The organism is Chitinophaga niastensis, assembly GCF_003014755.1.
In the GTDB taxonomy this organism is placed as follows: Bacteria; Bacteroidota; Bacteroidia; order Chitinophagales; family Chitinophagaceae; genus Chitinophaga; species Chitinophaga niastensis.
This window is the reverse complement of record NZ_PYAW01000007.1, coordinates 226,348-244,579: the sequence shown is the minus strand read 5'-3', so window position 1 is coordinate 244,579 and position 18,232 is coordinate 226,348. Positions and strand designations below refer to the sequence as shown.

The 18,232-nt window shown below is 40.3% G+C and carries 14 protein-coding genes and 1 tRNA gene; 10 read left to right on the top strand and 5 right to left on the bottom strand.

The window, feature by feature from the left end; all coding sequences use genetic code 11:
- The first annotated feature begins 56 nt into the window (after positions 1-56).
- Together CLV51_RS25070 and CLV51_RS25065 are read left to right on the top strand one after the other, a co-directional pair.
- On the top strand, positions 57-839 hold the full coding sequence (locus tag CLV51_RS25070; protein ID WP_106530846.1) for an ABC transporter ATP-binding protein: 783 nt from the start codon (positions 57-59) through the stop codon (positions 837-839).
- A 15-nt stretch (positions 840-854) separates the two neighbouring features.
- Positions 855-1,604, top strand: a complete 750-nt coding sequence (locus CLV51_RS25065) for an ABC transporter permease (RefSeq protein WP_106530845.1) — start codon at positions 855-857, stop codon at positions 1,602-1,604.
- 14 nt (positions 1,605-1,618) lie between these two features.
- Here CLV51_RS25065 and CLV51_RS25060 read toward each other — a convergent pair whose 3' ends face one another.
- Positions 1,619-2,890, bottom strand: a complete 1,272-nt coding sequence (locus CLV51_RS25060) for a hemolysin family protein (protein WP_106530844.1) — start codon at positions 2,888-2,890, stop codon at positions 1,619-1,621.
- A 158-nt stretch (positions 2,891-3,048) separates the two neighbouring features.
- Here CLV51_RS25060 and CLV51_RS25055 point away from each other — a divergent pair.
- Positions 3,049-3,132: transfer RNA gene (locus CLV51_RS25055), tRNA-Leu, on the top strand.
- Positions 3,133-3,498: 366 nt separating this feature from the next.
- Positions 3,499-5,703 (top strand): tetratricopeptide repeat-containing sensor histidine kinase, encoded by a 2,205-nt coding sequence (locus CLV51_RS25050; protein ID WP_158267151.1) that lies wholly within the window; start codon positions 3,499-3,501, stop codon positions 5,701-5,703.
- 5 nt (positions 5,704-5,708) lie between these two features.
- Here CLV51_RS25050 and CLV51_RS25045 read toward each other — a convergent pair whose 3' ends face one another.
- On the bottom strand, positions 5,709-6,458 hold the full coding sequence (locus tag CLV51_RS25045) for a LytR/AlgR family response regulator transcription factor (protein WP_106530842.1): 750 nt from the start codon (positions 6,456-6,458) through the stop codon (positions 5,709-5,711).
- Positions 6,459-6,566: 108 nt separating this feature from the next.
- On the bottom strand, positions 6,567-6,818 hold the full coding sequence (locus CLV51_RS25040) for a hypothetical protein (protein ID WP_106530841.1): 252 nt from the start codon (positions 6,816-6,818) through the stop codon (positions 6,567-6,569).
- A 230-nt stretch (positions 6,819-7,048) separates the two neighbouring features.
- On the opposite strand from CLV51_RS25040, the gene CLV51_RS25035 reads away from it, so the two are divergent.
- Positions 7,049-7,603: a LemA family protein gene (locus CLV51_RS25035; protein WP_106530840.1), complete on the top strand. Its 555-nt coding sequence runs from the start codon at positions 7,049-7,051 to the stop codon at positions 7,601-7,603.
- 202 nt (positions 7,604-7,805) lie between these two features.
- On the top strand, positions 7,806-8,669 hold the full coding sequence (locus tag CLV51_RS25030; RefSeq protein WP_106530839.1) for a hypothetical protein: 864 nt from the start codon (positions 7,806-7,808) through the stop codon (positions 8,667-8,669).
- Positions 8,670-9,407: 738 nt separating this feature from the next.
- Here CLV51_RS25030 and CLV51_RS25025 read toward each other — a convergent pair.
- Together CLV51_RS25025 and CLV51_RS28955 are read right to left on the bottom strand one after the other, a co-directional pair.
- Entirely contained in the window at positions 9,408-10,508 is a 1,101-nt protein-coding gene (locus CLV51_RS25025) for a glycosyltransferase family A protein (RefSeq protein ID WP_158267150.1), read from the bottom strand.
- Positions 10,509-11,596: 1,088 nt separating this feature from the next.
- Entirely contained in the window at positions 11,597-11,857 is a 261-nt protein-coding gene (locus CLV51_RS28955) for a hypothetical protein (protein ID WP_146151375.1), read from the bottom strand.
- Positions 11,858-12,700: 843 nt separating this feature from the next.
- On the opposite strand from CLV51_RS28955, the gene CLV51_RS29250 reads away from it, so the two are divergent.
- From CLV51_RS29250 to CLV51_RS25000, 4 genes are all read left to right on the top strand, one after another.
- On the top strand, positions 12,701-12,850 hold the full coding sequence (locus tag CLV51_RS29250; RefSeq protein WP_158267149.1) for a hypothetical protein: 150 nt from the start codon (positions 12,701-12,703) through the stop codon (positions 12,848-12,850).
- A gap of 372 nt (positions 12,851-13,222) precedes the next feature.
- Positions 13,223-13,933 carry a hypothetical protein gene (locus CLV51_RS25010; protein ID WP_106530835.1) on the top strand — a complete coding sequence of 237 codons (711 nt, stop codon included), beginning with the start codon at positions 13,223-13,225 and terminating at the stop codon, positions 13,931-13,933.
- A 272-nt stretch (positions 13,934-14,205) separates the two neighbouring features.
- The gene (locus CLV51_RS25005; protein WP_106530834.1) at positions 14,206-15,735 is read left to right on the top strand and encodes a hypothetical protein; all 1,530 of its coding nucleotides are present in this window, start codon (positions 14,206-14,208) and stop codon (positions 15,733-15,735) included.
- 1,083 nt (positions 15,736-16,818) lie between these two features.
- Positions 16,819-18,186: an FAD-binding oxidoreductase gene (locus CLV51_RS25000; protein ID WP_211302116.1), complete on the top strand. Its 1,368-nt coding sequence runs from the start codon at positions 16,819-16,821 to the stop codon at positions 18,184-18,186.
- Positions 18,187-18,232: the final 46 nt, after the last annotated feature.

Sequence of the window (18,232 nt, the reverse complement as noted above, 5' to 3'; positions counted from 1 at the left end):
ACATCAGCGGGCTTGTTGTATTTTCGATCGTCCATTAAAACTAAATACCGCTTTAGATGAACAATCAACAACAAGCTCCTATCCTGGAGGTAGATCAGCTGAATGTGCGCTATGGCTCTTTTCAGGCAGTGAAAGACGTTTCTTTCAGTGTGCATTCCGGCGAAATTTTCGGCTTGCTGGGGCCAAACGGTGCCGGCAAAACAAGTACGCTCAGCTCCATAGAAGGACTATTGAAGCCACTTTCAGGGAACATTACCGTAGCGGGGTTTAATACGCAGGAGAAGCCTTTGCACGCGCATGCTAATATGGGCGTACAGTTGCAGGCTACCAGCTTTCAGCCTGAGCTGACCATTGCAGAAATTATCCGGCTCTTTGCTGGTATCTATGGTGTTGACCTCAACAATGAAACCGTGAAAGAAAAACTGGTAGAAATTAATTTACTGGATGCCGCCGGTAAAAAGTTTGGTGAACTCTCCGGTGGGCAGCAGCAAAGGGTTTCCCTGGTGATTTCTACTATTCATGATCCGCAGCTGGTGCTGCTGGATGAACCTACTTCAGGCCTGGATCCACAGTCACGCCGACAACTATGGGAACGCATAGAAGGTATTCGTGGCAAAGGTAATGCGGTGCTGCTGACCACACATTCCATGGAAGAGGCGGAGGCGGTATGTGATCGTATCGCTATCATTGATCATGGCCGCATCATTGCTATTAATACGCCACAGGCGCTGATAGATCTGCATCGTAACGATCCGGAAGTGCTCAGTGTAGTGCGAAAAGGAAAAGTAACACTGGAAGATGTGTTTATTGGTCTTACCGGACGGGCTGTCCGTTCATAACAAAATACTTCACTCATGGAAACAAGAATACCTAAAACTACTGCCGTGATGTCTGCTTTGCTGCGCGCGGATTTCACCACTTTATGGCGCAATCGTCGTTCTGTCAGACTGGTGTTGCTGGTGCCGCTTGTTATCTTAATTTCCTGGAAAGGACTGGTAGATAAACTGGGCGGCGTATTTGTATTGTCTTCCTGTATTACGATTGGTCTTACGAGCATTGGGCTCATGGGTTATTCCAGTGCTATAGCACGCGACCGCGACAAGGGCGTATTCCAGCGCCTTCGTGTAGGGCCTGTATCTTCCTGGACCATTATGATCAGTCGTTTGTCTGCACAAATTGCTATGATCGTATTGATGACCATATTGATTTTCATCGTCGGGTTTTATGTAGATAAAATTTCTATCACGCCAATAGGTTATGTAGCCGGTTTGCTGATGGCCATGGTAGGAGGGGCGGTGTATCTGAGTCTCGGGCAGGCCATCGTAGGCCGCGTTAAAAATCCTGAAACGGTAAATTCCACTACACGCCTGGTATATTTTGTTTTTATTATGGTGGGAATGTTTGGTGAGTTGGAGATGCTGGGAAATGAAATAGGACAGGTAGTTGCATGGTCGCCCTATGGAGTAGTAAGAAAGATCCAGGCAGGCAGCCTGGCACCAGGGGCATGGAAGCTGGAAACTACTTATGCATTATTGTTGTCTCTTGGTTACACGCTGGTGTTTGCCGTGTTGGGGATTAAGTGGTTTAAATGGGATAGTAAATAGGGAAGTAAACATACTCACGTAGCAGGCTGCATGCGGATAATTACTTCATCAATGCGGTGATGATCCATTTTGCGTATTTCAAAAACCACCTGGTACAGCACTATTTTTTCGCCTGTTTTAGGTATATGTTTAAGTTTATCGATGAGTAATCCTGCTACGGTACTATCTTCTTTTTCATATTCCCGCAGCCATTCATAGCCTAGTGTTTCGCGGACATAACTCAAACGGGTATAACCATAGGTGAGCCAGCTTTTATCGGGTTGTTGTGCCAGGTAACGTTCTTTGGTATTGTAGCCGGGCAGGCTGCCCAGCAGGCCTGATACAATATCATGATAGGTGATGATGCCCTCGCATTCGCCGTATTCATTTACCACTACGCCCATACTTGTTTTTTCACGACGCAGTTGTTGAAAGATATCATATACTTCCTGGTTCAGTGATAAGAAGGATACCGGTGTAATATTGTCTGACAGGGCTTTTTCAGGGAGAAGGAAAAAGTCTTTCACCATGAGGGCGCCTATTATTTCATCTTTATTACCTGACACTGGAAAGGTGCGGTGGATACTACGTTTAATCGTGTCCGTTATCTCTTCCCAACTCATACTTTCATTCACGCTGGTGACCATACTGGCGGGTGTCATAATGTTTTCCGCAGTGAGATCATAGGCAGAGAAGATATTTTTATGCAGGAGAAATTCTCCTTTATCTATCAGTCCCTGTTTGTAAGCTGTTGTCAGCATACTCCGCAGGTCATTCTCTGTCAGCTTTTCTTCGTGGATAGTATTAATAGAGAAGATGCCCAGGATGAATTTGGTGCTAACGGTAAGCAGTTTAATAAAAGGGAAGGCAATTTTAGAGAAGATGATCATCGATGGTGTGATGATCGAAGATACTTTTTCCGGATTCAGCAATGCCAGGGTTTTAGGGATGAGTTCACCTATAACGATGGTGAGATAAGTGATAGTACCCACGCCCACCAATAACGCTGTGAGGTGTGCCAATGCATTGTTCATATGCCAGGAGAGAAAGATGGGTTCCAGCCAGGTTGCCATCAGATCACCTCCGTATAGCCCTTCCAGTATGCCCACGAGTGTAATGCCTACCTGCACCGCACTGAGAAATACATCGGGCTCTTTAATGAGACTCAGTATCTGCGCTGCTTTTTTATTGCCGCTATCAGCGGCCTGTTGCAGACTGTTTTTATCTACTGATATTAATCCGATTTCTGCTATAGAGAAATAGAAATTCAGCGCGATGAGCAGGAGGATGATGAGGATAGAAGTCATATGGAGGGCGGTTGTGCATAGATAACAACCTGTAGGGCTTATTGTTTATAACGCTGGTTTTCAGGGGCTATGCTAAGCTTTACTGAAAAAATAGTTCAGTAAAATTTTGGAAAAATAAAATGGGTGCTTATATTTGCACCCCTGACACAATATCAGTTGCCCAGATGGCGAAATTGGTAGACGCACTGTGTTCAGGTCGCAGCGCTCGCAAGGGTGTGCTGGTTCGAATCCAGTTCTGGGCACGTAAGAGGCTTGTAAGTAATTGACTTACAAGCCTTTTTTAATTTTGTCAAGTGTCAATTTTCGCGCTTTTTCACGCTTTCTCCCACTATTGTTGACACACAATTGACACACCAAATGACACACCAATTTATTCACCTACTACAGGGTAATAATCTGTACTTGTGTTTGCGAAAAAAGCGATTTAATAATTCTTCCAACCAAAGTATGAGTGAAAAGGCATTAGCTTTTATGGCTCTGTTTCGTATCTTGTGCCACATTTTTAATGCCTGCTGAACATGAAGTCGCGTTGCTATCACCTTATATTCTTACTTATTATATTTCAAACAGGATTTGCCCAACAGCAAGTTAAACTAACGCTAGACAGCTTGCTTTTTGCAGATAACCAATCCCAGACGGAAGACAGAAACAAGCTGGAACGCTACGTAAAGATCTATAAGAGTTATGGCAAGCTTGGTGAGATCGATAAGGCAGAAACCTATGTAGACAGGACAATTAAGCTTGCCGAAAAATTAAAGCTGCAATCTTTTATTGGTCGTGCCTACTATTCCCTGGGATTTTATTATCAAAGTCAAGGACATTATATTCAGGCGGAAGATACCTATAACAAAGGGATAAGGAAATCCCAGGAAATTGGTGATAAACGGTTGTATGGAGATATCTATTATAACCTGGGCGCCATGTACGCCAGTTGGTCGGATTTCGATAAGGCACTAAGCGCTAATCTGAAAGCAGTTTCCGTTTATAATGAGCTCGATAATAAATTAAATGCTGCAGGATGTTATGTTAATATTGCCGATGCTTATAAAAGCCTGGAACAGTATAAAACTGCCATTACTTATTTAGAACAGGCAGTGCAGGTTTTTAAACAATCTAAGGGGGAAGAATATGGCTTAGCACTTAGTTATGCAAGTATTGGGGCCAATTATTTCCTGGCTGATGAGAAGGAGTTGGGAATGAGTAAGACAGAAAAGTATCAGGTGGCACTTAACTTCCTGGATCTTTCCCTGGGCTTTGCTAATCAGCTCCAGGATTATTCTCTTTTTGGTACCATTTACCGTACGCGTGCGAAGATATTGAGTGTAAATGGATCTTCTGAACAAGCCCTGGAGGCATTTCAGAAGGCCATAGTATCTAATAAGCATTTATATAATAAAAAAGAGTCTGCACTGGATCTGTTAGCCCTGGCTGACTTCTATATCGAACATGCACAATATCATGAGGCAACTCCTTTGCTAACAGAAGCACTGAATATTGGTGAGGAGAATCACTTTCCTGCCTTGCAAAGAGATGCCAATCTTGCACTGAGCAAGACGGCAGAAAAACAACGACAATTCACAAAAGCACTTGAATATTTTAAAGCCTACATTCGTTTTCGCGATCAGATTTTTAATGAGGAAAAGGAACGGGAAATAACCCGTAAACGCTTGCAACTGGATTTTTTGATCAAAGAAAATGATTATAAGAGCAGGCAGCATGTGATGAGTCTTGCGCTGCAAAAAAGAACCTTGGAGGCAAGAGAAAGAAAGCAACAGCTGGAATTGAAGGAAAAGGAAATGCGAATCGAGAAATTGGCGTTCTTACAAAAACAGGCAATTTTGGAAAAGGAAAAGTTGCAGAAGGAGAGTGAACTGGAACGGCAACACCTAAATGCCAGTTTGGACAGAAAGTATCGGGATGAAAAGATCCTAAAGCAAGAAACAAAGGCCAAACTAAATAGGAACCTCGCTATATTTTTAGGATTATTGGTATTGGGATTGTCGGGTGCAGCGTTACTGGTTTACCGGGCACACCGCAAAACGCAGCAATTAAATCACCTGGTATTAATACAAAAGACCGAACTGGAAGAGTTAGGGAAAGTCAAAGATCGTATTTTAGGGGTGGTAAGTCATGACATGCGTGCACCGGTGAATTCTCTAATATCCTTTTCCAAACTATTGGAACATGGGAATCTTGGTGAGGAAAAGCTAAGAGCATACACGCTCAGTATAAGTCAAACATTAGGGCATACCTCCTCCATGATGGAAAACCTGTTAAACTGGGCGTATAGTCAAATGCAAGGATTTAAACCGGATTTAAAGATACTGGAGATTAGTAATCTGGTGCAGGAGCTGGTGACTGCAGCAGAAGGAGATGCATCCCATAAGCATCTTCGCATATCTTTCTCTCAGGATAGCGAAGCTAAGGCGTTTGGTGATTTGAATATGATCTCTTTAATCGTTAGAAATCTGTTGAACAATGCGGTAAAATTTACCCCGGAAGGAGGACGTATCGATGTTAAGATTCAACACGACTTCCATCTGGTCAGGCTTTATATAGCCGATACAGGTATTGGTCTGGGAGAAGCGCAGTTACAACGGTTCAATAGCCACAACAGTATTGAACTTGGCCGCAGCACAGCTGGTACAAATAGAGAAAAAGGTACAGGTCTTGGACTCACATTGTGTAAAACATTTGCAGCGATGATGAATGCCCAATTAACCGCTTCACCCAATGATAAACAAGGGACTGTTTTTATACTATCTATGCCGTCTAAAGCCTCCGCTCCTAAAGAATTGAAGGAGTTTGTTTAAAATAACTAAATGTCGGAATTCTTCGCTATCCTGTTGAGCGTTCGGTTGTTGATCAATTGGAGTAACTCCTCGCGATAGGAAGGACTGAGTGGTATATTTGCACCGCTTTCCAGAATAATTTCGTGGGTGCTCACACTCATAATTTTGTTGAAATTGATAAGGTACTGTTTGTGAACCCTGACAAAGAAGCCTGGCAACTGAAGTATAAAGTTTTTAAGATTGATTAATGCAGTGTAGGTATGTCCATCGAAAGTGTGTAGTTTGGAAAAATCTCCAAAGCTCTCCATATAGATGACTTCCTCGTAGTTGATACGTGCATATCCCTTGCTGTCTTTGATGAAGAAAAAATCGGGATCACTTTTCTGTTCCGATGCTAAAGTCTGTACCTTTTTTCTGAGATCGAGGTGTTCTATCGCTTTATTTACCGATTTTATAAACCGTTCTATGCTAACTGGCTTAGGGATGAAATCCATTACGTCGAGTTCAAAACTCTCCGCAGCATATTCCGGATGAGAGGTGATGAAGATGAAAATTGGTGGGTTTCTAAGACCTTTCAATAGCTCAATACCTGAAATGTCGGGCATATCTATATCTGAAAATATAATATCAACCTTTGTAGTGGATAGTATTTTAAATGCTTCAGCAGCATGTTTACAGATAGCTTTAATTTCAAGGATATTGATTTTGTCGAGATACATTTCTAAAAGATCCCTCTCTATTATGTTATCCTCTATAACCAGGCAAGTATACTTCATCGCATCCAAAATACATTAATTATTAGTAAATATATAAAGCTGCGACAAATTCGTAAGTTAGGAAATAATGCAATCTGTGGTAATTGACAGTGAAATCCCCCTTTCTATCTATTTTGAAATGCTTTTATGTAAGCTGGTGCCAATATTTTCATATACTGGTTGATACGTTTGATAGATTATTCGCCTAAGGTTATCTACTGGGTGATTTTTTAATTCCTTTTTTTCCCACTTTTGAGCTAATAAAGCATTTTTGATGTCATTGGCAGTCAGATGGAGCGTTCGGGAAACAAAGTATTCAATACCTGCTTTGATTCGTAATTCATTACCATCTATACTATATGTATCCTGTAAAACCAACATGTTTCGTATAACCTGTCAAAGAAAATATCGTATTAAGAAACTATGGCTAAACAGAATACCATATTCTGAAAATTACTTCGCAGAAAAAATGTAACGAAATAGCCGGAATCGTACCCCTAATGACGACGGTTATTGGCCAATTCAACATAGACGGTAGTTTGAATGAATCGTCAAGATGCGCTTATGTGGTCTGTAACTAGCATAATTATTAAACAATAAGGAATTAAAATATGGACATCAGAATAATTGCAGCCGGGCTAGTAGCAATACCTACAATTTATTTTTGTAATAAACTTATTCGAAAGAAAAATGTGGTGGATAGCGCAACAGAAAGCATAAATGCTGCTCTGCAAGACCGTTACGATTTAATCCCTGAATTGATAGATACCGTAAAATCTTATATGTATTGCGAATGTGATGCACTGATCAAATTGACGAGAATGCATGCGAATGCACTTTCCTATAATATTGGTGAAATTGAAAAAATAGAACTCAATAACAGCATAACTGGCACATTAAAACAAATTATGGAGGCAGCAGAAAATTACCCTGATCTCAAGTTCAGCGATAATTTTCTCCAACTGCAGAAAAGGTGGACAGATATTGAGGACCGCCTTTCTGCCTCCGGGTGGATTTATAATAATGTAGTAATGGACTATAACAATGCCATCATTTCTTTCCCAGGAAACTTATTTGCCGATTTACTGGGGTACAAAACAAAAACAATTATTGAAATCAGAAGGAAATTCCTGAATATAAAACTACAAAGTCTGTCTTACAATTAGAGATAATGATTTAACAACGCTATTAATTGTATTTAACCTGTGAGGAACCAACAACTGTTATTCTAGCCAGGAAAAATTGTCCCATACCTATAAACCTAATACTATCAATCCGGCAATCATGGAATGTAATGCAGTACCCAATCCCTGTTTACGTCCGTGTGAGATGCTAATTATGCTCGCTATTAATAATTACTTAATACTTATGAAAAAAAGAATGATGTTAAAAATGGCTGCAGGCGCAGCAATGCTTGCTCTTGTAATGACCAGTTGCGGAAAGAAAGATAAAGATGATAATACCCCCTCCGTTCAGCAATATCTGCCGCTAACAGTTGTAGATAATGGATCCGGACAGGCTATTGATAGCTTTGCTTTTAAGAATAATATTATCCAGAGTCTGTTTACTGATAATACAGGAAATGGCAACTGGGGTTACCGCTACAATTTCATATATGGTGCTGACGGTAGATGCAAAAAAGTTGAATATGTAGATATTCAAAATAACAAGGTGCAATACAACGATAGTGTGGTATATAATAATGACAAAATCACGATGATCTCATGGACTACTGGAAATCCTTCTAAATCGACTTTAGAATTTACCATGAAGAATAACCAGGCGGTCTTAATGGGAAGCAAAGATACTATTACCAACGATAAGATCAAATATGTAGGTTACACTGAGTACACTATATCTGGTGGCAACCTGACTACCAAAAATATTGTCTATGGTAGAAGAAACATCGATGGCAGCAATAAATATACTGTCATAAATACCAATAATTACTTCTACGACAATAAGCCAAATGGATTCCAGTATGCATTTGAGAAGAATCCGTTCCTGTATTTGTACATGGTGACTTATGATGAGCTCCTTGATGTACCTCTTGGTGCCGGCAATTACGCTAAATGGACCAATTCCAACAATGCAAACGGTAACACAATCAATAATACATTTGAGGCTATTAACACTTATAATGCTGAAACCGGATTCCTGCTGACGCAGAAAGTCAATGATGGAGATGGAGTTGCCTGGGATTTTAAATATACCTTCAGAAAAGCGGACTAAAATTGCTTGCCATTGCTAATGAAAATTTCCAACAGCAATAGTAATTGATACTGTGCTGATTGAACTCCAGTTGGGGAAATTTCGAAGAAGGCCTGTAAGTTGGACTTACAGGCCTTCTTATTTGCAGTACCCTAGCCTTCACATAAATCCATTATCCTCAAATTCAACTGCCAACAAAAAAGCCTTACAACGCATCGTTGTAAGGCTTTTTCAGCTTCGTCGGGCTGACAGGATTCGAACCTGATATATTGATTTAAATCTCCTAGTAATCACGCGCATTTAACTAATGAATAAAAGATCAAAATATCTTCTACCTTTTAGTGGGGAAGGACAAGAAGAGACTCCAACTATCAAAATAATAACTTATAATTTATAAAGTCACCCCCTATATAATTTAAATGTCTATATAGATCCAACTTGTTCTTCATAAACGGATAGAGTACCAAATGTGCTATAGAGGAGTCTCATTACCTATTGAAAGGATATATTTTTCATGTGGACATCTTTTCACTATTTTTGTAACGATAGGGAGGAAGGGGTTAAAAACGTGGAAAAACAGAAATGTTTTTAATTGACGACACAAAGTTGACACACTTTATTTACAAAGTATTCATATCCAGAACATAAGGAATCCAGTTCTGGGCACGAGAGTGGACAAATCGAGATTGATCTTGGTTTGTCCATTTTTATTTTGGGGAAACCCCTTGTCCAGCGCGAATATTTCTGACATCTCTCTTCTTAGCTGAACTGACTCAGATCAATTGGCGTTTGGGTATCAAAATTTTGATATACCAGTCCAAAGCCAAATCCTTTTGAATTAGCAGTTAAGTGATTGTTAGCTATATTTTTTTGGTATATCTCCTGATTTACAGACATTCTGTATAACATGACCGCTTTGTTTACACCTTCCGTTTCGGTAAGGCGCATCAGGTACAACTGCTCACCTTGACCGGATAACAGGTAATTTTCTTTCTCATCAATAACTTGTAACTGCAATGTTTCTCCACCTGTTGGTCTGAGGGTAAAAGTTCCATCTGCGTTATGTTCCCACTCACCGCAAGGTCCTTCATCATAACCGAACTGGAAGTTTTCTTTTTCGTAGCGCCCTGTTATAGCCGTTCCCCTGATATACCGTCGGTCGTCCGTCAGGATCAGCAGCTCAAGGCCGCCCTCCTTCGAACCGATAAATATAGCATGATGCTTCTGCACAAGCCAGTCGTTAACTACCCGCTCCTCATCACTATGATTGAGCACAGCGAGTAGTCCAGCATTATCAATTACACATTTTTCCCGCCCGAGCCGGCTAATACGCTTATAAAGATCCACGTCTTCGAATCCATATCCGACTATACTCTCGTCGTATCCTCCTACCTGTATAAAGTCGTTCCTCCTGCAACAAAATCGTCCTACCGCGTCTCTCATATCATACTTCTCTTTGGAGAGATCGGTTACAATTAATACTTCCGGGTTCCGTCGGTATTGTGCCATGATATGCTCGGTAAACTCTCCATAGACAATATTATCAGCGTCTACATTGCAAATAATGTCATTTTTTGACAGCCTGAAAAGCATGTTCCTGGAATGGGAGGCATTAAAAAAAGGAGCATCGTGATACTTGTAGTAAGTGAGCTTCCCTGAAAGGATGTGCTCCTCCAAATTCTCACGTACCCATTCTTCCAATCCATCAGAAGAATTATAATCCAATAACAGGAATTTTAAATTACTAAACCTTTCGTTTTCCTTTATGTTAAGTGGCAATGTCACTTTTACCTGCTCAATCCTGTTCATACTTACTGTACAGTATGATATGCTGAGCATTTCATGAGTTGAAGGAGTCATAGATAATATCAATTTTGGGTGAAATTTATATCGTTTGTAGCTTGCTGTCATGCCAGAAAAAAGGTGTTGGATGACTATAAAACGGAACGGCTGGATTCCCCCGTATCATGAAAAACGGTGTACCTGAAAATGAGTTGATATGTATCAGTCAAATAAAGGAATACATGGGCTATTGGGTAAACCAAATAGAATCTCGTAAACCAGTTTGGGCTTATAATAGACGGGGTTGGGTCTACCGTACATAAGCTACAAATCAGCTTTAACCTAATAATTTTGATAAATGTGAATTAGGAATAGACAATGAATTCATTTCAAGTCAGCATATGATATCGATTGTACTTCCCTTATATACACGCTACTCCATTTATGTGTTACTTAGCTTCATATGTATGATTAACAACTATCGTGATTATTTTCTAGTACCCTTGAATTATAAATCCCTATTAAGATACTAAAAATTTGAAATTGATAAAAAAAACTTAATTTAATTATGTAATTATTCATTTAACCATCAAGTAATAAATTTAGATTGACGCTATAGAAAGGGTTAATTCCTTGCTTTACCAACTCCACCAAACTGAATTTCCAAAACTTATTATTTACACGCAATCAGGAAATAATTGGAAGTGGTTCGAGAAAAGTACACTCCAGTGCACATAGAAGCTTTGTAAATAAATCACAAAAACGACAAAACCCGCTCTTATAGCGGGTTTTGTCGTTTTTGTGATTTATTTACAAAGATCACCAAGGGGTACAGCCAAATGTACAATCCATAGTACATGCCTGATATTGTGATGCACATGGATCAGGTTGTACTGTAGTGGGGCCTGTAGGACCTACAGGCCCGGAAATTGCATTACCACCCCGAATTAATTGAGCTGCGTTACTGCTTAAGCGGGTAACCTTGATCATGCTCAGACTTAACTTTTTTACTGATTCTTTTTTCATGTTAATGATTATTTATAATTAGTGATAAAAAATACGGTAACGGGTATACGATTTTATAGTTGTAAATACTACAGCAACATTCCTGTTAACAGGAAATAATAGTTTAGTGGTATTTTTTTGAATTGGAATGATGGGTTTAGCTACAGGGATAACCAGCTCCCTCCGCATGAAATAGTGCTATTGCCACCACACCCGTCGCATATCTGGATAGAAGAAGTAACAAGTCCTCTGGCTCCTTGTATGGCTTCCAGGTTAGTCAGTTGTATTCTGGACAGTTTTATTTTCCTCAGGCTCAGCTTTTTTGATACTTTTTTTATAACTGATAATTGTTTTTGGGTAAAAGAATGAGCATATTTTCCTGCCTCGGATAAGGCAGTGCTTACAGTATAACTACATGGCATTTTCAGGTTATCAGCCTGGCATCAGGTGATAACGTGCGTATGTTTAATGGAGGAATTTCACATGAAAGCAAGGCAGTATAAGCAAATAATTCGTTCTCGCTTCATGAATAAAACCTATGGGCAGATTCAGAGATCACATTTTAAATAAATGCTACACTGATCTCTTGAAGGGTCAATATATGATATCTTTATTGTCAACGGGTTTTAAAACTTATCCAATAGGGTTTATATCTGACATCAAATGTTGACACAAATATGATGTTTTTTGGACGTTCGCATTTGATATAAATTACCAGATTGTTTACGGATTTTATCCATTTAGCACGAATATTATTTTGACCATTTGATTGAATAATTAGAAAACACATAAGACATTATCTTTATTACCGAATTTTGTCAAAAAAGAGGCTGTATCAAAAGTAATTTTTACCCGATTTTATCCGGGTGCCTGATGGAGAGAAATTTCGTTTACGCGATTCTCAAGCCCATCAAATTACTTTTGATACAACCTCTTTCCTATTTTGGGTCCAGTCCGGGGCGGATCAGATAGCTTTATCCGGACAAATATGTTCTAAAATATCCGGACCTGTAAAACTTACAGCTACCTCAATTAGGGCAGGTATCTGTATAACAATTGCCTGGGCTGGAAGGAAATTATCCAGCTGCTTAAAATGTTCTTATTTTTCATTTCCACCCAACTTTTCAGCCTGGTCCGTTGTTACAATTATGGAAGGGGTGGAAGAAACAATACATTTATTGACGTGGCTTTTCGACCATATATTTTCACAGTAGTGTTCAATGCAGGTAATTGTCATGGCGGCGGCTGTTAAAAAACTGATTTCGATGACGCTTGAGATTGACAGAAAAACACCCGTTATTGCCGATGCAGATACCATATTGGAAAAATGGCGACAACTATTATGCATGGTCAAACATTTAATTGTGGACAATGCAGCAACCAAAGAACGAAAATGGCATTCAGCAGCGTTTTGATGCAGGGAACAAAAGGATATAACCTACTGCTCTTAACGATACCTCAAAAGATGCATTAATCATGTTGAATGAAGTTTTTGGTCTATACCTGCTGTATTGAATTTTGGACTATAAAAGAAGTGATTGGCTACATTAATCCCCCACAAATAATCCCCAGGTTATCTCCTTATCCATCAATGCAAAAGAGTCATAGGATATATTCTTTCACATCGCTCATCCAGTAAAGATTCCCGTATCGTCAAATGACAAGATAAATGCGAAAGAAAGCACTATGACTTCGGGTAAACACAACTGCTTTTGCATATGCCTTTCTGGTTTTGCCAGCTGGAAAGGATGAATGTTTGAAATTTTACAACCATCTAATTTTTTACTATGAAAAACGAACAAAGACTAATCCCAAAAAAAATCGGGTTCATTGCTTTCCTCATACCTTTATTTGCCTCAGGGTGGATCACAATATGTTCCGCACAAAATATAGATTCGGGCCCAGGTATAAAAAAAAGCAAACCTTACACACTCAGGATTAACAAAGGTGATTTTTGGATTGGCGGTGGATTGGGATTAACTGGCTCTGTGGCGCCATTTGGTCAATATATTGGTACAGCTGCCACACTATCCATGAAAGGAGGCTACCATATTATTGACAAGTTATCTGTTGGGTTTACCGTAACAGGTGGGCTTTCCATTTCTGATAAAAAGAGTAAAGGAATATACACCCGGGGTACAAGTTTATTAGTCGGACCTATTGTTCAGTATATGTTTCCACTCTCAAAAACATTTTTTTTATCTCCGTTAGGTGGTGTAAACTTCGGGCCACTAAGCGTTAAAGCTATGACTTCCGCTGCGGGCGCACCGGAACAATATATCAGAATAAAGGGGAATGCTTTATGCGAGTTTATCGGTATCGGTCCTTTTTTTGAGGTAATACCCCAAAGAGCGAGTTTTGGCGCACATTTTCTTTATACTTTTCTACAGCAAACAACCAATGTTTATAATAATAGTGGTGATCATATTCCTGGCACCAAAATAACAGATAAGAAAAACGGTCCTGGTATGGTGATGGAATTCAGATTACATTTTTAATTGTTTGTCCGCAGGACAGTAAAGAGAAATTTAATACAGATTATTTACATTCATATCCGGAACATAAGGAATCCAGTTCTGGGCACAAAACGACAAAACACAATCTTAGAGCGGGTTTTGTCGTTCTGTATTTTTGGCCAGGTATTATTTTGTATATTAGTAATGTTCATTGTCCTGGCGATATTATGAACTTCATTCACTACAATAATGGTAGGCCCGGTGAAATTGCTGTTGGTCTAAATACTTATTCCTCATATTAACCGTCCAGTAAAATGTCTCCGGAACATACCCCCATCCAGACTAACACCACCCAAAGGAGTAACTGCATGCAGGAAAATATTGGGGCAAAAGGTATTCAGTTGCCGGCGGTAGTAGCACCCTTACAGCGCGTGATCATACCGGATTTCGGTAAAAAGCCGTTGCCTGATGAGGAGGTATGGGACGAAGTAAAACTTTTTTTGGAAGACGTACCTATTTCCAGGGATCATGAGCAATGGATGAGAAAGTACATGGGGAGTAGTGAGATGAAAAATAAATCGTTTGAAACCTATGAGGATGTAGGAGAATTTCTGCTGAAAAAGGTGAATGCCCAGTTTAATACTTCCTATACGGTTGCCGAAGAAGAAGACGCGCAGGAGGAACAGGAGCCAAAGAAGCAGGGCTTATTAAGTGCAGGGATGTCAGGCCTGGTAAAATACCTGGCTATTTTCAGTGCTGTTCAGGCAATTGGAAGTGCCATCCCGGGAGCTGAAGCGCATGGGTTACCTGCCGTCGTGAAGCCCTCTGTTCCTGCATTGGGGGCGGGAAGCCATGGCACACCTGGCAGCATGAATCCCATTCCTCTATCTAATGTATGTCCGCCGCCTACTGCGTTTGGAAACTCCTCCGTTGTGCCGGCAAGTTTGCCCGTGTGTCCTGTTCCGCAAGCAATTCCTTCCCCTTCTTACAATGTGGGTTCTTTGGCCAACCTGGTACCTTTTAACAGTATACTGACAACAGAGACGGGGGCAGGCGCGATAAGAAATTCTGCTACTTACCGGGATAAGATCGGATTGGATAAACCTGCTGAGGACCGAAGTATTGCCCCGGAGGAAGTAGACTATCTGCAAGGCGCCAGTTCCGAAGAATTTATAGGACGGTTTACGCCCTATGCATTAGCGATATTGAAGAGCAACCGGGTAGCTCAGACGGAGAAGGCGAATGCCATGTCCCATTTCAACTACCAGGCCTATATGACTACAAACCAGGGTGCTGAGCAGGCTAAAGTGCTCGGAGATGCACATGAGCGATTTGAAAAGGGCCGGCCCCAGGAAGGTGTAAAATCTGAGGAGCTGCCGGACTCCATCGCCGATAAGATCAATAATGCAAGGGCTCGTGTGCTGGCAGAGGCATATAAGTCGCAGATGCCTGGCATTAATGAGCAGATCGCCCTGGCTGCGATGCATAAATTAAAGCTCTCTTTTGATGCCCTGCGCGAAAAGGTCACCGCTTCCCCTAGAATTTCCCTGGAGCCTTTTGTTCAGCGGGACTTTGTAGATGTGCTTTTTCAATACTCCTGGGAGCGTGGCCACCTGGCCAAGGCTGTACCCCATGACAAGGACTATATCAAAAAACTGTCTCCTGCAGCATTCCAGGAGCATTTCATCACTCCGTTGTCCCGTCTATGGCATGACTATGGTGTAACCGGGCTGTTTACCAAAGTGGAAATGGAAGAATTGCTGACTAAAGATCCTAAGTTCCCGGAAAGAGAGCAGATACCCGTAGACCGGTTAATGCTGCCGGATAAGGCTGTACCGAAGTAAATACCTGGTGAAAAAGGTCATAAGGGAATAGAACACGCAAAAAGGTAGATCGGATTAATTATCTGATCTACCTTTTTATGTTATACTTTTTTATCTGCCCAACACATTTTGTAACCTGTTTGTTTTCTGGTTCAAATCCATCTGGCAGGTTGTTTTAGTCGCATCAGATCATAATGTTGTCGTTGTATTACAGGAAATTATGGTCGCAGCAACTGTTCCACAGACATCTATGCAGGTTTTACGTCCGGTAGGGCATAGATTTGGATCTGATGTAATCACATCATTCAGCCGGCTAATTTTAATCTTAGAAAGTGACAGTTTTTTTTCGATTTTCTGTTTCATAAAGGTGGTGTTTTAATAATTGAATAAAATAGTTTTATGTTTAGATCGGAGCGTGCAACTGATCATCACAGCATTTTGCCGGACCTCGTTGGATAGGTTGAGTATTTTAATTTACTCAGTTTAAATTTTTAACAGATTGCTTTTTTATAATTCAATTTGTTTGAAGATGAAAATGTACTGATCATTGAATTTACTTAAAAAAAAGCAGGAAAAAATCACACGAAAGGATAATTATGGAGAATAAAAAAACAAAAAAAATCACTGCAATAATACGGCACTTATTTATGTAGAATATTAATTACGGCTAACCAGGAAGATAATTCCATTAATTGTACTTAATTGTTTTAATATCAAGAATATTGGGTTCCATAATCGTTCAGTTCCGGGCACAAAAGTGGATAAATTAAAATTACACCGGGGTTGTCCATTTTTATTTTGGTAACAGCAAAGGATAAAGTCCTCTCAAAAAAATATCTCAAAAGGTTTTTCCTGATTATCGTGTTACTGAAAAATCTATATCTGAAAAGCCTATACGAAAACAACAGATTGCTCAATTAGTAACAGCCTTGAAAAAAAATAGCAGTTACGGGATAGTGCATAATTAACACATTGTTTTGGCAGGCTACTTTAAAGCTGGAATTAACGGTGGGCTTCGGTTACCTCCTTAATTTTAACCGGATAATGCTGTGGAAAAAGCTTAAATTCGTTGCTCCATCGTTTGTTTTATTTAAAACTTATGTTATGGAAGCTATTAAAGATTTCAGGGAAAGTTTGAGAGGTGGTTTAATAATGCCTCAGGATGCGGGATATGATGATGCCCGCAAAGTATATAATGCGATGATAAGCAAACATCCACGTATGATTGCCTGCTGTACGGATGTGGCTGACGTGATACGGTCAGTGAATTTTGCAAGAGAAAATAATATGCTACTTTCCATTCGCAGTGGCGGACACAATGCCGGAGGTTTAGGGATTTGTGAGGATGGATTGGTGATTGATCTTTCATTGATGAAATATACCCGCATTGATCTACAGGCGAAAACCGTAGTGGCTGGTGGAGGATGTACCTGGGGAGATATTGACCATGCCACGCATGCGTTTGGAATGGCAACACCAAGCGGAATTATTTCTACAACCGGTGTTGGAGGATTAACTACCGGTGGAGGTATTGGCTATTTAACCCGCAAATATGGGCTGAGCATTGATAATCTCTTGGCTGTAGACATGGTATTGGCCGATGGAAGTTTTGTCGTTGCAAATGCAAATCAAAATCAGGACTTATTTTGGGCGGTGAGAGGAGGTGGTGGAAATTTTGGTGTAGTCACTTCTTTTACATTTAAACTGCACCCTGTATCGATGGTATACGGCGGCCCTATATTATATGAGTTAAGCGAATCGGCAACGGTGATGAAATGGTATAGTAAACTGATAAAGGATGCACCGGATGACTTGAACGGTTTTTTTGCATTCCTCACGGTTCCTCCTGTAGCTCCTTTCCCGGAGCATCTTCATCTAAAAAAAATGTGCGGCATTGTGTGGGCCTATACAGGACCTATGGAAAACGCTGAAGAAGCCTTTAAGCCTATTCGGTCATTCAAAACTCCCGCACTTGATTTTGTTGGACCCTTATCACAACCAGCTTTGCAAAGTATGTTTGATGGCTTGTATCCTACCGGGTTACAGTGGTATTGGCGCGCCGACTTTGTGAAAGAATTAAGTGAGGAAGCAATTGCTGCGCATATTAAGTTTGGTAATGAACTGCCTACTATGCATTCCACCATGCACCTGTATCCGGTTAATGGTGCAGCGTCAAGGGTAAGCAATACATCCACTCCCTGGAGTTACCGCGATGCTACATGGGCAATGGTGATCGTAGGTGTTGATCCTGACCCTGCAAACAAAGAAAAAATTACGAACTGGACTAAACAATATTGGGAAACGCTACATCCTTATTCTGCTGGTGGTGCTTATGTGAATTTTATGATGGATGAAGGAGAAGCACGTGTGAAAGCAACTTATGGTGAGAATTATGAAAGATTAGTAACGATTAAGAATAAGTACGACCCCAATAATTTATTTAGGGTGAATCAAAATATAAAACCAACATGAATTTCATTATAATCTATACACCATTATTCAGTAATAGCCCTAACTT

Excerpts from the sequence above, each read along its gene's own strand:
- CLV51_RS25035 (WP_106530840.1), top strand. The coding sequence starts at position 7,049 with ATGGACATCAGAATAATTGCAGCCGGGCTAGTAGCAATACCTACAATT.
- CLV51_RS28955 (WP_146151375.1), bottom strand. The coding sequence starts at position 11,857 with ATGCCATGTAGTTATACTGTAAGCACTGCCTTATCCGAGGCAGGAAAA.
- CLV51_RS25040 (WP_106530841.1), bottom strand. The coding sequence starts at position 6,818 with ATGTTGGTTTTACAGGATACATATAGTATAGATGGTAATGAATTACGA.
- CLV51_RS25025 (WP_158267150.1), bottom strand. The coding sequence starts at position 10,508 with ATGACTCCTTCAACTCATGAAATGCTCAGCATATCATACTGTACAGTA.
- CLV51_RS25010 (WP_106530835.1), top strand. The coding sequence starts at position 13,223 with ATGAAAAACGAACAAAGACTAATCCCAAAAAAAATCGGGTTCATTGCT.
- CLV51_RS25060 (WP_106530844.1), bottom strand. The coding sequence starts at position 2,890 with ATGACTTCTATCCTCATCATCCTCCTGCTCATCGCGCTGAATTTCTAT.
- CLV51_RS25070 (WP_106530846.1), top strand. The coding sequence starts at position 57 with ATGAACAATCAACAACAAGCTCCTATCCTGGAGGTAGATCAGCTGAAT.
- CLV51_RS25005 (WP_106530834.1), top strand. The coding sequence starts at position 14,206 with ATGTCTCCGGAACATACCCCCATCCAGACTAACACCACCCAAAGGAGT.
- CLV51_RS25000 (WP_211302116.1), top strand. The coding sequence starts at position 16,819 with ATGGAAGCTATTAAAGATTTCAGGGAAAGTTTGAGAGGTGGTTTAATA.
- CLV51_RS29250 (WP_158267149.1), top strand. The coding sequence starts at position 12,701 with ATGACGCTTGAGATTGACAGAAAAACACCCGTTATTGCCGATGCAGAT.
- CLV51_RS25065 (WP_106530845.1), top strand. The coding sequence starts at position 855 with ATGGAAACAAGAATACCTAAAACTACTGCCGTGATGTCTGCTTTGCTG.
- CLV51_RS25045 (WP_106530842.1), bottom strand. The coding sequence starts at position 6,458 with ATGAAGTATACTTGCCTGGTTATAGAGGATAACATAATAGAGAGGGAT.
- CLV51_RS25030 (WP_106530839.1), top strand. The coding sequence starts at position 7,806 with ATGAAAAAAAGAATGATGTTAAAAATGGCTGCAGGCGCAGCAATGCTT.